The organism is Empedobacter sp. GD03865, assembly GCF_029840775.1.
Lineage (GTDB): Bacteria > Bacteroidota > Bacteroidia > Flavobacteriales > Weeksellaceae > Empedobacter > Empedobacter falsenii_B.
Genome location: NZ_JAOCDF010000009.1, coordinates 58316 through 72507 on the forward strand (window position 1 = coordinate 58316; position 14192 = coordinate 72507).

15 protein-coding genes are annotated in these 14192 nt (G+C 31.2%); 8 read left to right on the forward strand and 7 right to left on the reverse strand.

Translation table 11 applies throughout. From position 1 onward, the window contains the following. Positions 1 to 65: 65 nt before the first annotated feature. The 4 genes from N5D46_RS05365 to N5D46_RS05380 form a co-directional block, all read right to left on the reverse strand. Entirely contained in the window at positions 66 to 1235 is a 1170-nt protein-coding gene (locus tag N5D46_RS05365; RefSeq protein ID WP_038336378.1) for a dicarboxylate/amino acid:cation symporter, read from the reverse strand. A gap of 114 nt (positions 1236 to 1349) precedes the next feature. Continuing rightward, positions 1350 to 3197, reverse strand: coding sequence for a LysM peptidoglycan-binding domain-containing protein (locus N5D46_RS05370; protein WP_038336376.1), 1848 nt, complete (start codon positions 3195 to 3197; stop codon positions 1350 to 1352). A gap of 42 nt (positions 3198 to 3239) precedes the next feature. Beyond that, positions 3240 to 4838 (reverse strand): bacillithiol biosynthesis cysteine-adding enzyme BshC, encoded by a 1599-nt coding sequence (gene bshC / locus N5D46_RS05375; protein WP_280049375.1) that lies wholly within the window; start codon positions 4836 to 4838, stop codon positions 3240 to 3242. After that, positions 4839 to 5693 (reverse strand): glycerophosphodiester phosphodiesterase family protein, encoded by an 855-nt coding sequence (locus N5D46_RS05380; RefSeq protein ID WP_280049377.1) that lies wholly within the window; start codon positions 5691 to 5693, stop codon positions 4839 to 4841. It abuts the gene before it with no gap. A gap of 132 nt (positions 5694 to 5825) precedes the next feature. Here N5D46_RS05380 and N5D46_RS05385 point away from each other — a divergent pair, with 132 nt between their 5' ends. Both N5D46_RS05385 and N5D46_RS05390 read left to right on the forward strand, forming a co-directional pair. Further along, on the forward strand, positions 5826 to 6260 hold the full coding sequence (locus tag N5D46_RS05385; RefSeq protein ID WP_038336372.1) for a hypothetical protein: 435 nt from the start codon (positions 5826 to 5828) through the stop codon (positions 6258 to 6260). Positions 6261 to 6379: 119 nt separating this feature from the next. Continuing rightward, the gene (locus tag N5D46_RS05390) at positions 6380 to 7354 is read left to right on the forward strand and encodes a hypothetical protein (protein ID WP_280049380.1); all 975 of its coding nucleotides are present in this window, start codon (positions 6380 to 6382) and stop codon (positions 7352 to 7354) included. Positions 7355 to 7414: 60 nt separating this feature from the next. Here N5D46_RS05390 and N5D46_RS05395 read toward each other — a convergent pair whose 3' ends face one another. Further along, a complete protein-coding gene (locus N5D46_RS05395) occupies positions 7415 to 8509 on the reverse strand; it encodes a mannose-1-phosphate guanylyltransferase (protein WP_280049382.1) in 1095 nt (364 codons plus the stop codon). Positions 8510 to 8518: 9 nt separating this feature from the next. Further along, positions 8519 to 9109, reverse strand: coding sequence for a SprT-like domain-containing protein (locus N5D46_RS05400; protein WP_180905771.1), 591 nt, complete (start codon positions 9107 to 9109; stop codon positions 8519 to 8521). Between the two features lie 53 nt (positions 9110 to 9162). On the opposite strand from N5D46_RS05400, the gene N5D46_RS05405 reads away from it, so the two are divergent. The 6 genes from N5D46_RS05405 (at position 9163) to N5D46_RS05430 (ending at position 13467) form a co-directional block, all read left to right on the forward strand. Beyond that, positions 9163 to 9909, forward strand: coding sequence for an ABC transporter permease (locus N5D46_RS05405; protein ID WP_171622564.1), 747 nt, complete (start codon positions 9163 to 9165; stop codon positions 9907 to 9909). Continuing rightward, positions 9909 to 10679: an ATP-binding cassette domain-containing protein gene (locus tag N5D46_RS05410; RefSeq protein ID WP_280035372.1), complete on the forward strand. Its 771-nt coding sequence runs from the start codon at positions 9909 to 9911 to the stop codon at positions 10677 to 10679. Before N5D46_RS05405 ends, N5D46_RS05410 begins: the two co-directional genes overlap by 1 nt. Positions 10680 to 10702: 23 nt before the next feature. After that, on the forward strand, positions 10703 to 11302 hold the full coding sequence (locus tag N5D46_RS05415) for a porin family protein (protein WP_280049384.1): 600 nt from the start codon (positions 10703 to 10705) through the stop codon (positions 11300 to 11302). 74 nt (positions 11303 to 11376) lie between these two features. Further along, on the forward strand, positions 11377 to 12084 hold the full coding sequence (locus tag N5D46_RS05420; protein WP_125349548.1) for a tetratricopeptide repeat protein: 708 nt from the start codon (positions 11377 to 11379) through the stop codon (positions 12082 to 12084). Between the two features lie 114 nt (positions 12085 to 12198). Continuing rightward, positions 12199 to 12696 (forward strand): 6,7-dimethyl-8-ribityllumazine synthase, encoded by a 498-nt coding sequence (gene ribH / locus N5D46_RS05425; protein WP_125349547.1) that lies wholly within the window; start codon positions 12199 to 12201, stop codon positions 12694 to 12696. 30 nt (positions 12697 to 12726) lie between these two features. Further along, entirely contained in the window at positions 12727 to 13467 is a 741-nt protein-coding gene (locus N5D46_RS05430; RefSeq protein WP_280049387.1) for an acyl-ACP thioesterase domain-containing protein, read from the forward strand. Between the two features lie 214 nt (positions 13468 to 13681). Here the strand turns inward: N5D46_RS05430 and N5D46_RS05435 are convergent, their stop codons facing one another. Continuing rightward, positions 13682 to 14140, reverse strand: a complete 459-nt coding sequence (locus tag N5D46_RS05435; protein WP_219033791.1) for a copper resistance protein NlpE N-terminal domain-containing protein — start codon at positions 14138 to 14140, stop codon at positions 13682 to 13684. Positions 14141 to 14192: the final 52 nt, after the last annotated feature.

Here is a 14192-nt window from a genome sequence, read left to right on the forward strand (position 1 = left end):
CTTAAAACGAAAAAGAGTTCCAATATTTTTTGGAACTCTTTTTTTTTGAATTAATATTTTATTTTTTATTGAACTTCTTTCTTGAATAATTTATTCAACGTTACAGCAATTGCACCGTCTCCAGTTACATTTCCTGCTGTTCCAAAACTATCCATTGCGATATAAAGTGCAATCATCAAAGCTTGATTTTCTGCATTAAATCCTAACATAGAAGCAATAATACCAATTGCTGCCATAATCGCTCCACCAGGAACTCCAGGAGCTGCAACCATTGCAATTCCAAGCATCATGATAAATCCTAAAAATTGAACAAAATCAATTTCCATTCCTTGGATTAACATCAATGCTAAACAACAACAAACGATTTTTAACATCGAACCAGATAAATGAATTGTCGCACACAACGGCACAGCGAAATTAGCAATTTCGTCACGAACACCAATTTTCTTTACTTGCGCAATTGTTATAGGTATTGTTGCAGCAGAAGATTGTGTTCCTAATGCTGTGAAATAAGCTGGTAACATCAATTTCATCATGGTAAATGGATTTTTTTTTGTAATAATTCCAGCAATTGTAAATTGAAGCACTAATAAGAAAACATGAAGCACGAAAATTACACCAATTATTTTAAGGAATACGTTCATAATTGTTACAACTTGTCCTGAATATGACATGTTCAAGAAGATTCCGAAAATGAAAATTGGTAATAATGGAATGATTAAATTTTGAATTAAATACGTAATAATTTCTTCGAAATCATCTGCAAATTTTCCAAAAGTCGAATCTTTTAATCGTGATAATCCAATTCCGAAAAGAAATGAAAATACCAAAGCTGGCATTACATCAAATAACGGAGGAAACTCTATCGAAAAGTATGGTGTAAATTCTTTGGCTTTTTCTGCTAAATTAATTTGCCCAGTTTGATGTTCTAATAATTGTGGAAAAATAGACATACTCGCTGAGTAGCCTAGTAATCCTGAAAAAATGGTTGATCCGTAAGCAATTAAAACGGTTGCTAATAATAATTTTCCGGCTGTTTGTCCTAATCTTCCAATTGATGGAACGATTAATCCAACAATGATTAATGGGATTAAAAAGTTAAGTAATTCGCTAAAAAAATCATTGAAAGTCATAAAAATACGACCAATAGCTTCTGGTATTATTCCGCCGAGTGAAATTCCAAGTACAATGGCAAGAATAACTTTTACGAGTAAATTGTCTTTAAGTTTGTGCATAGTCAAATTTAGAAAAAATCCGTTCAATACAAGGTTTTAATTCTAAATCTTGATAAAAAGAAAAAGCGATGCTAAATTTTAGCATCGCTTTTTGGTATATAATTTTTGATAAAATTACTTTTTAGGTAAACGTACAATTCGGCTTGCATCGTTCGTATAAGCTTTGCTTCCGCTTATTTTTTTGTATGCAAACTTCGATGCCAAACGTGTATTTTCTGTTGTAATATTGTTGGTAACATCACCTTTATTATTCATTCTGTCCACAATATCATACGTTACATCGTAACCTAATTGCTCGTAACGTGTCGGAAATTCACAATAAACTTCCTTGAAATCTTTGATTACACTTTGTACTTCCGTATCTCTTGTATTGATTAATCGCGCAGTACTAAACACAAAACCAAATTCACGGAATGCATCAATATTCTTCGCATTATCTGCACTATAAACATCATAAACCGAAACTGATTTTATCCCGAAGGCTTTGATATTGTCTTTGTTAAATGTTTTTAATTTCTCTAAATATTGTTTTCCCAAATTATCATCATCACCAACTAAAACTGTGATAATTGGTGTGTAATAATCTTCGCCGTTTACTTTGTCGTGTGGTTGAACAATTTTTGCTGCGCTATCTACAATCACAACATTTGCTTTCAACTGTTTTTCTAATTGTTTTTTCGTATAACTTGCTAACTCTTGATCGTCACGATTTGTTAATAAATAAACTTGTTCTCCAGCAAAGTTTTTCCCAATTTCTTCGATGATTTGATCTGCAATTACTTCATCTTTTGGATTAGAAATCAATAAATCATTGAAAGAATTTAACGAATCGTCATTTGCATAAGGCGAAATCACAGCAATACCAGAATTGCTAAAGAAATTCGCAACTTCCGTAACATCAGACGTGTTCAACGGACCAATAACTGCATCTGTTTTACTGAAATCTGTTGTTGATAGAATATCTTGTAAGTTTACGCTTTTCGTGTCGATCACTTTTACATTTACATTTTTACCTTTTTTCGCCAAACGAGTCAACGCTAATTTAGCTCCAGTAAAAAATTGCATCGCTTGCGAATTTTTCAATTGCGGATTATTTGCAACATCAAAAGGTAGCATAATAGCAACATTAATTTCGTTGTCATTAGCACGTTTCAACTTCCCTGCAGTTCCGTATTTGATGATTTTAGCATTTTTTTGCAATGGAATTTTAAGAGTCATTCCAGCTTTTAAACCATTGATCAAATCAGGGTTTAAACGCAATAATTCATCTAAATTTGTGTTGTATTTTTCTAAAATTCCGTAAGCCGAATCTCCATTCTGAACAACATAATTGATCGTATTTTCTTCAATCACAACAGAACCAGATTTTTTAGGAATTGTAATCACCATTCCTTCTTTTACACCTGTTTGTAAAGCTGGATTTTCTGCATATAAATCGTCAACACTTACATTATATTGTTTTGCTAAAGTGTATAAAGTTTCTCCTTTTTTGATTAAATGTGTTCCTTTTGGAACAGAAAAAACTTTGTTTGTCACATCTTTTGGAAGCTTGATTACGTCACCAACTTCTAAACCTCTTTCTTTGATTTGAGGGTTTAATGAGTTCAATGTTTCTTCCGAAATTTTATATTTTTTTGTCAAATTGTAAACCGTTTCTTTCGGCTCAATTGTAATATATTGATAATTGTCGTCTGAAGTTTTTACGTTTGACGTAGTTGTTTGTGTATTGGTCTCAGTTGGTTTGGTTGTCGTAGTTCCTTTACCTGGAATCACAATCAAATCACCTGGATGAATCCCATTTTTTTCAATTTTAGGATTGGCTTTATACAATTCTTCTTGCGAAACACCATATTGTTTCGAAATTCCGTAAACGGTTTCTTTTGCTTGAACTGTATGCGTTTTTTGTTGAGCATAAAGTGCTGATGCACCAACAAATAACAATAAAGCTAATATTTTTTTCATTTAGATGAATTTTCGTGGTCAAATATACAAATTATGTTTTGTTTAGAGTTCCTCTTTCAATGTATTTATGATGAACTCGAAATCAAAAGGTCGAAGACTATCTTCAATAAAATCAATGAAATACTGAATATTAATGTAATCAAAATCAGCAAAATTTTTCACACGTTCTTGCAAACCATTTTGTTGAGAAAGATCATTTAATAATTGCTCGATTCTCTTCAATAAATCCTCATTTTTTTTCACTTCTGCATGTACCAAACGTTGTTTTATTTTCTCAAAACCTTTCAACTGTTTTGTACGCTGCGCTTGTATCATATCCGCAAAAGAAGATTCTGTTAACGAACTCAAATGTTCCAAACGATCAAAAATACTTTTTAATTCTTCTTCCAATTCAGGAAGTTTTGGAGCAATTTCTGACGAATTTATCGAACGTTTTTTTGTGATGGCTAAACTATTCGAAAATAAATCTTCGTTTGATAAATCTAGTTTTTGTTGTTTTTCGTGTTGTTTTTCAGTTCGGATTAATAATGAATTTCTCAAAACTAAAAGTGGAAAATCAACTTCAAATTGATCGAACATTTCTTTCAGTTGTAACCAATAAGCCATTTCGCCACCGCCGCCAACATAGGCAACATTTGGTAAAATTGTTTCTTGGTACAATGGTCTCAAAATCACATTTGGGCTAAATTTATCTGGATTTTGATGTAAATCGGCAATAATTTCTTCTTTCGAAAATTTGATTGAAGTGTTATTGACAAAATACGTTCCATTTTGTTCAACAATACGTTCGCGCGAATTATTTTGATTGATATAAAACAAATTTATCTCACGAGGATTCACTTGAATAGAATACCCCAATTGTTCTAATTTCTCATTTTGAGGTATTACTTTTTTGAACGATATTGACTGAATTAATTCTTCTTCAAAAGTTGGAATCATCAATTTTTTCAATTCTTTATCATCTCCATCAATCATCAACAATCCAAGATCTTTGAATAATAAATGAACCAATTTTCGTGTTGCGTCTGTCAAATTATCATTCGATAAATAAGATGCTTCAATCAAATTTTGCAATTCAGTTTTCTTTTTTCCGTTTGGAATTAATGACAAAAATGAATCAAAAACTTTTTGTAAACCATCTGTTGATAAACGTCCAACTGGTCCGCCAAACTCTTTTTCCCAATGAATAATTCGATCTCCAAATTTGAAATGATTAATTTCTTCGAAATCGTGATCTTCTGTCGCCATCCAAAACATCGGAACAAAATTGATTTCACTTTGTTCATTATTCAATTCCTCGCATGCTTTGATAACTTGCAAAATTTTATAAAAAAAGAAAATTGGACCTGTAAATAAATTTAATTGATGTCCAGTCGTAATTGTTACTGTATTCTTTTCTCTTAATTTTTGTAGATTATTTTGTTGCTTTTCCGATAAATCTAAATGACCTAATTGTTTCGAAATTTGTTCAACAAGAATTGCTCTATTTTTATAATGTCCAAGCTTATTTTTCGCTTGTTTTATATAGTTTTCTTTGGTTGGAAATAGGTTGTAGAAGTTTTTCAAATCCTCGTCTTGATTGATATAATTTAGCATCAATTTTGAAAAATAATTTGAATCCTTAAGTGATATTGTTTCCATTTAATTTTTATTAATCGTTTGATGTACATCCATTGCTCTGTCTGTTGCAAAAATGTCGACACCATCTTTTTCTAAATCGCGGTAAAGTTGTCCATTTCTCGCCGAAACACTTTTGTCTAAGTTTCCTAACGTCCCAAAAATGACCAAAATATCCTTGTCATGAATTTTGTTTAAAAATGATTTGTCATTGCGTCGAGTTCCTGTAAAGGCAACCATTTTGTCAGTCGGAATTCCGCTGTTCATCATTTCATTAAATTCGCGTTCGTTTCGCATCGAAACAGACAATAGCATATCTGGCGCAAGTTGATGCAACTTTTTCGCTTGACCAACTGTATACGTCACCAAAACAACCTGTTTTTGCATGTTTACATGTTCTATTGTCTTCACAATATCACGATAATCAACACCTTTTTTGATGTCAACCATAAAATAAATCGGTTTACTTTTCCCCCAATTTAGCGCTTCTGCAAAAGTCGGAATTTTGTATGACGTTTGTTGTCCAAAATCATCTACCAAAAAGTATTCCTTAATGGTTTTTAAGTCAACTTGATTGACATCTTGTCGCCCTGTGCTTGTTCGTTGCAACGAATTATCGTGCATTAAAATAAGTTGATTATCCTTTGTTTCGGCAACATCAATCTCAAAAATTTGAATTCCTTTTTGATAAAGATGTTCAAAAGTTTCGATACAATTTTCGGGAAAACCATGTATTCCACTTCCGCCACGATGTGCGCTGACAAAGTTTTTATTTTTGGTCGAATATTTGAAGGATATTTCTTCGGATGAAGTATTTTGATGTGTTTCGGATTGATTTTTCTTCGGATTACAACTAAAAATAGTTAGTAAACTGAACATTAAAATTCGGAGATAATATCGTTTAAAATAGTTGAAATTCATATTTTTAAATAAAAAATTAAATTAATTCATTCTAAAATTGCGAATGAAGCTGTAAATTTAAACTGAAAATAATCAACAAAATAAATTATTATGGGACTTAGAACTTTTTTGAAAAGAATTTTAGGAAAAACTGAAACTGCGATTGATGTTGCGGGAGATAAATTTGACGATGTTTCGGCAACTGTAAAAAAAGCAGGAACATTGATTGCAGATGACGCATCGGATTTTGCGCGTAAAACAATCAATAATATAAAAGATGCTTCGGGTGATTTGAAAGAACAATCGAAAGAAGCCGCTAGAGATTTTAAAGAAAGATCGAAACAAGATTATAACGAAGTAAAAGATATTGCGGAAAAGCAAATGAAAGAAACAAGTGCTTTTGTGAAAGAGAAAGTTTCGGATTTGAAAGAAACTTTTAAAGAAGAAAAAACAGAATTGGAAGAAAAAGCTGATGAGTTAAAAACAAAAGCCGAAAATAAATTAGACGAAGCTTCTGAAGACATTAAAAAAGAGACAAACGATTAAAAAGTCTTTATTTATCAAGTTTTATTACAATTTGTAAATGTTAAATTTAACATTAGTTATTAATTATTATAAAATTGGTTTAATTTTTGATTTAATAATTTTTCCTCGAAATAATTAAAATGACTGAATACAAAGATCTTGAACCCTCTACAAACCCTAAACATAAAAATGAATTCGTAAAGAATATTATTATTGCTGTTTTAGCAGTAGCCCTGTTATTAGCTATTGGGTATATTGTATATTCTAAAGAAGCAAATGCAAAATCTTCGATAGAAATGCAAAGTGATATCAATGATTTGGAACGATCTAGAGAAATTCTGAAACAAGAATTACGTATAATTAGATCTGATTTTGATGATGCTAAAACTCGTGTTGTAAAAAAAGATTCTTCTTTAAGTTATCAAGATCGATTGATTTTGGAGAAACAAAAAGAAATTCAATCAATCTTAAATAAAGAAGGAATTACAAGTGGAGAGTTGCAGCGTGCTAAACGTTTGATAACCTCTTTACAAGCAGATATTAAAGTTTATAAAGAAGAAATTGTTCGCTTGAAAGACGAAAATAAAAAGCTGACAAACAAGAATACAGAGTTAACTTCGGAAAATTCTCATTTGAATGAGCAGAAAAAAACTGTTGAATCAAATTTGAGTACTGAAAAAGAAAATCATCAGAATTTAATCAAAGAGACAAATTCTACTTTATCGATTTCAAATTATACGATTAAAGGTTTGAGAGTAAAATCAAGCGGAAAAGAAGTGGAAACAACGCGAGCAAGAAGAATTGATAAAGTTAGAGTATCTTTCGATTTGGATAAAAACTTGAATGCAACTTCTGAAACCAAAGAATTGTATGTTTCTATTTACAAACCAAGTGGCGAGATAGGAAAATTTAAAGGTGCTGATGCTGGTGAAACAACTTTACGTTCAGGATCTTCTGTAGAATATTCTGATCGTGTAAAAGTTAATTACAATAATATGTCTGGTTCAAGAGTTAATTTTGACTGGGTTGATTATGACTTTCCAAAAGGTGAATATAAAATCGATATTTACCAAAATGGATACAAAGTTGGTCAAAATGTGATTACACTTCGATAAATATTAAAATTATAAATACATAAAAAAATCTCTTCAATAATATTGAAGAGATTTTTTTATTTAACAATATTTTTCTCCGTTTTTCTGTAATTTCAAATCGCTCACATAAGTTTTTATAAACTGTACATTGCTTCGAGGACAAATGAGTAATCCTTTCTCCGAATTAATAACCACATAACTATCTAATCCATCAATAATAATAGCTTTGTCTTGCGTAGAATAAATGAAATTATTTTTGGCGTTGTAACCAGAAAAATGTTTACATAATAATGTATTGTGATTTTCGTCCTGATCTTCACCTGTATATTTATACTTTTCGTTGATTGCCGACCAAGTTCCAATATCACTCCATCCAAAAGTTGTCGGAATGACATAAACATTATCTGCTTGCTCTAAAATTCCTTTGTTGATAGAAGTTACATCTAACGTTGTGTAAACAGGTTTTAAAGTTTCTGTATTTTGTAAAGAACGTTCAAGATTAAAATATTTTTTCAAAGTTTCTTTCATCGAAGGTAAATGTTGTTGAAAAGCTTTTACAATACTATCTACAGACCAAATAAGGATTCCTGTATTCCAAATAAATTCACCACTCGTTATAAAAGATTCAGCAAATTCTAAATCAGGTTTATCGATATAAGATTTTACTTTTTTTATAGGTGTTGTATTTTCGATGAACTGAATATAACTGTAATTAACATCTGGTCGCGTTGGAGCTACTCCCAAAGTAATCAATCGATCGTTATCAGCATCTTCGAAAGCAAGATTTACTTTTTCTACAAATTCATCTTCATCAAAAATAAAATGATCTGAAGGAGAAATAATCAATTTTGCATTTGGATTAAATTGTTGGATTGTCATTGCGGCCAATAAATTACAAGCTGCGGTATTCATGACTCTTGGTTCGATGATAAAATTTTTATCCTCAAAATCTGGTAATTGTTCTTTTACAATCTCTTTATAATCTTGAATAGTTACAATGAAAATATTTTCTTGCGGAACGACTTTTTTAAGGCGATTATACGTTAATTGAATAAAAGTTTTTCCTATTCCTAATAAATCATGAAATTGTTTTGGTTTTTTAATTGTACTCAAAGGCCATAATCTCACTCCTGTACCACTGGCAAGGATAACAGCGTAGTTATCTTTATTATTCATGATTGTCTTTTAAAGTTTATTTACAGTTGCAGTTGCGTTTATCAAATATTTTTTCTTGGTTTTCAACTCTAAACAAAGATACCTTAATTTTCTTTTAGATTCTTTTTTAAAGATTCTTTTTCCTATCGAAAATATTGTACCATCCTCCAAATCTTCAAGATAAATTTGAGCAGGATTTTTATCATCTATAATATATTTTGAGATATTAATATCTGCTCCTAAACTCGCTTTCGGATGTTTGGCATGATGAAGAATATACGGTTGCAATTCTTCGGGATAAATGTGAAGAGATTCTAATAATAAATGCCCAAAAATGGTTTTCCATTCTTTTCCATGCGGATTTATTTTACGCGAATCAAACTGAACAAAAGTTTTGAGATGCGCCACTTCATGTGTAAAAACAAAAAAGAAAGCATACTGATTTAAGTCGCCATTCACTGTAATTTGATGACGATTATTTTCGACCAATTTGCGATAATCTCCCAACTTAGTTTCACGTCTTCTTGTAATTTTTAACGTTATAAAATGATTTTCTAACCACTTTTTTACATACAAGTCTGCATTATGAGGGAGATAAGAAGTTAAATGTTCTAAATTCACATTGTGCAAGATAAATAAAAAGCCTTTCCAATAAAAATATTAATTTTGTCGTAATGAAACTAATCGAAAATTTAGGGTCATACTTTATGCTTATGGGTAAAGTATTTAGCAAACCTCAAAAATTGAGCGTTTTCTGGAAATTGACCGTTAGAGAAATATATGATTTAGGTGTCAACTCTTTAGGGATTGTAACCTTTATCTCAACATTTATGGGTGCAGTTGTAGCAATACAAATGGCGCAAAACTTTCAGGGAGCTTCTATTCCTGTTCCAGATGCCTACATTGGTTATGCAACCAAAGTGGTTTTGGTATTAGAGTTTGCTCCAACCATTATGTCGCTAATTTTAGTTGGTAAAGTAGGTTCGTATATCGCTTCGAGTATCGGAACCATGCGTGTTACCGAACAAATTGATGCGTTAGATGTTATGGGAATCAATTCTGCAAACTTCTTGATTTTACCAAAAATTATCGCCTGTGTATTTTTCAATCCTTTATTGGTTATGATTTCTATCGGATTTGGATTATTAGGCGGTTATTATATTGGAGTTTTTACAAAACTATGGTCGGCAGCCGATTTTATTACAGGTTTACAAATGAATATGGCAACAAAATTGTTTGTCTATACATTCCTTAAAACAATGGTATTCGCGTTTGTTATCGCAACAATTCCGGCATACTATGGTTATAAAGTAAAAGGAGGTTCGTTAGAAGTTGGTCGTTCTGCAACAACAGCTGTTGTATGGACATCAGTAGCAATTATTGTGATCAACTTAATATTAACACAAACAATTTTGAGCTAATGATTGAAGTAAAAGATATCAGAAAATCATTTGATGCAGTAGAAGTTCTGAAAGGTTTTTCTGTCACTTTCGAGAAAGGAAAAGTTAGTTTGATTATTGGTCAAAGTGGTTCTGGAAAAACAGTTTTCTTGAAAAATTTGATTGGATTATTAACACCAACTTCAGGTCAAATTTTGTACGAAGGAGATAATATGATCGAGTTTGATTACAAAGAAAAACAACGTTTACGTTCAGAAATTGGAGTAGTTTTTCAAGGTTCGGCTTTGTATGATACGATGAATATTGTAGAAAATGTAAAATTTCCATTGCAAATGTTTTCGGATATGTCAAATGCTGATGCCGAAAAACGTGCGCGTGAAGTGTTAGATCGTGTAGAAATAGCTCGTACAGCGCTTAAAAAATATCCGTCAGAAATATCTGGAGGAATGCAAAAACGTGTGGCGATTGCGCGCGCGATTGTAAATAATCCAAAATATTTATTTGCTGATGAACCAAACTCAGGTCTAGATCCAAAAACAGCTTTGGTAATTGATCAATTGATCTACGATATTACAAAGGAATTAAATACTACTACAATTATCAATACACATGATATGAACTCGGTAATGGAAATCGGTGACCATATCGTATTTCTTAAAAACGGTTTCTTAGAATGGGAAGGGACGAAAGAAGAGATTCTGGTGGCTGATAATCCGAATGTAATTGATTTTGTATATTCGTCAAATCTTTTCAAGAAATTGAGAGAAGCTCTATTAAAAGAAAAACAATAAAAATCAATAAAAATAAAAATTCTATGAAAAAATTAATTTTAACTGCAATTGTAGGTTTAGCTGCAAATTTTGCAACAGCACAAAATATCAATTTTGGTATCAAAGGAGGAGCTGTTTTCAATACAGATAAAGGAAAAGTTTGGGAAGATGCTGGAAATATTTCCAAGAAAGATGGGAAAGCTTCTGCAGGGTTTCAAGCTGGTGCTTTAGCTCGTGTCTCTTTAGCAGGAATTTACATACAACCAGAGTTATTGTATACGCAATTCAAAAATGAATATGATGTTGATGGACAAAAACTGAATGTAACTAAAAAACGTATGGATATTCCTGTAAATGTTGGAAAAAGATTTTTAGGAATCGGACATATTCAAGCTGGTCCAGTTTTCTCTTACTATTTTGATGATAAATTATCTGTAAAAGATTTTACAACTGCAAAACAAGACGAATTTAATGTCGGAATGCAAATTGGTGCAGGTGTAGAAGTTTCTAAATTATTATTCGATTTACGTTACGAATTCGGTTTAGGAAAAGTTGGATCTGACATTTTGAACGGATCAAATGGACAATATAGAACAGAAAATCGTCCGCAAATGTTAAACTTATCAGTAGCATATTTATTCTAAAAGGTTGTTTGTAAATAAATTTATTGGATATATTTGTTCCAAATTGTATTTTTGCAATCTCGTAAATTATTAAAATGGCAAAAAATAATAAAAAAGAAGAATTTGCTACAGAGCAATTCGTAGAAAAATTAGATAGAACAGCTTTCAACGTAGAGTTTTTTGTTGAAAAATATGCTAAAGCAATTGGTATTGGTTTAGGAGTAATTATTGTAGCTGTTTTAGGTTATTTTGCTTACTTAAAATTAGTCGTAGAACCTAAATCAGAAGACGCTTTCAAAGAAATGGTTCAAGCAGAACGTCTTTTTGATCAAGATTCTATTAACGTTGCTCTTAATGGTAGCGCAGGAAGTTTCCAAGGTTTACAACAAATTGTTGATGAATATGGAAATACTGATGCTGGTAATTTAGCACGTTTCAAAGCGGCAAGTTCTTATTATAAATTAGGAGATTACGCATCTGCGGTAAAATTATTAGAAGATTTTGACACAGATGACAATGTAATGTTGGCGCAAAAATATGGTATGTTAGGAAATGCATTAGTTGCTTCTAACAAATTAGAAGAAGGTTTACCTTACTATGTAAAAGCTGCTGAAGCGACAGAAGTTGAAACTTTACAATCAACTTACTACACAAAAGCAGGTGAAATTGCAATGGAATTAGGTAAAAATGCTGATGCTTTAAAATATTTTCAAGCTTTAGAGGATAAATATCCAAATGCAAATAATGGTGAAACTGCGAAGTTTATTGAGCGTTTAAAATACGCTTCTGAAACTGCAAAATAATTCACTTCAAAAGATAATTACAAGCCGAACAAATTGTTCGGCTTTTTTTATTGATTCAAATCAAAGTTTATCCTAAATCATTTTTGTAATTTTACCATTCAAATTTTAAACAAAATGGCAACAGAAAATAAAAATTTATCTCAATATAATAAAGCAGAATTACCAAATGTAGCGGGCTCTAAGTTTGCAATCATTACATCTGAATGGAATAATCATATCACATTTAATTTGCGAGATGGAGCAAAAGATACATTGATTGATTTGGGCGCAAATCCTGATGATGTTACTTTATATGAAGTTCCTGGTAGTTTTGAGTTGATTTATGGAGCTGATAAAGTTGCGCAAACTCATCCAGATTTGGACGGAATTATCGTTGTTGGATGTGTGATTCGTGGAGCAACAGCGCATTTTGATTATGTTTGTCAAGGTGTGACGCAAGGTGTAAAAGATTTGAATATCAAACACAATATGCCAATTATTTTTTGTGTTTTAACAGACGAAAATGAACAGCAATCAATTGATCGTTCTGGCGGAAAACATGGAAATAAAGGAGTTGAAGCTGGTGTAGCTGCGGTTATGATGGCGGATATGAAAAAGAAATTAGGTAAATAATTTCAGCATAATAGATTCAAAGCTTTATCGATGCCAATAGCAGAAGATTTTAAATCAATTTATACGAAAAATTGGGAAATTTATTTTTCTCAATGTGATCCGACTGGTAAAATGAAATTGTCTGAAATGGCAAATCTTTTTCAATTAACAGCTTCAGAACATGCGATAAAAGGAGGTTTAGGTTTTTTTGATTTACAAGAATTTAACCAATCTTGGGTAATGAATCGACTTCGAATAGAAATTGATGAATTACCTTCTTGGACAGATTTTGTTGATGTAAAAACGTGGATTGAAGTGCTGAAAGGAGCAAAATCTATTCGTGATTTTACGATTGAGAAAAATGGAAAAAAATTAATTGGCGCTTCAAGTTTGTGGGCGGTTTTCAATACAGAAAAACGTCGTCCGGATATTCTTCAACTTGATTCATCTCACATTGAACGTTTTCCAAATCTGAAACCAACTGAAATCGAAAATTCGATTTTGAACATCGATTTTGAACCAACAGAAGTTATTCAATATAAAGTTCAGTTTTCTGATTTAGATATCGTAAAACACGCAAATAATACCAAATATTTGGATTGGTGTTTGAATACTATTGATCCTGAAATAATATTCAAACATCGTATCAAAGCGATTGATATGAATTTCTTGAAAGAATTAAGTTTACATGACAAAATAGAAATTCAGAAATTAGAAACTAAGAATTTAATTCAGTTTAAAGTTGTTAATCAAGAAAAAGTAAACTTCGTTTGTCGATTGGAGTTGAGGTAAAATACTTTGTATAATGCGATGTAGAAATGAGTTCAACATGACTTATGGATAATAAGTCAGAATGCAACGTAAGTGGAATGAAGAATCTCAGATTCCTCCTTTCGTCGGAATGACATTTACTTTATCAGAGTTTTGAAAACAATTATTCTGAGTTTATCAAAGAATCTAAAATTATTACAATAAAAAAAGGTTTCATATCGAAACCTTTTTTTATCTATTTTTCTTTTGTCAAAACAAATTTAGCAGAATCGGCCGATTCTATTTTCTTCTGATTTTTATTTAACTGAGTAATTTTTCCCTCTTCAACCAAAAAAGCATTCGGAACATTGGCAATTTCAGGAAAAACAATTGTATTTCCATCTTCTTTAAACTGAAAAGTTCCAGATGTCATAATTGCCATTTTATCTAACCCCAGACGTTTTGTAGAATAGACATATCCTTTGTTTGGTAATAATTTTATTTCCATTTCAACCTCTTTGCAATCTTTCTCATAACAAGGCAAAATTCCTTTGTAAGCTCCTTCGTATTGAATAGATTCTTCGGCAGTTTTTGCTTCAACTTTTACTGAATCTTCTACATTTTCTACATCATTTTTTACAGGTTCTGTTTCGCTTTTACAACTTGACACAACAAAAGCTGCGATTGTAAATGTGGCTAAAATTATTTTTTTCATTTTTTAGAATTTGATTTAAAGGTAAGTAAATTTTGAGCCAAAAAAAATCCTT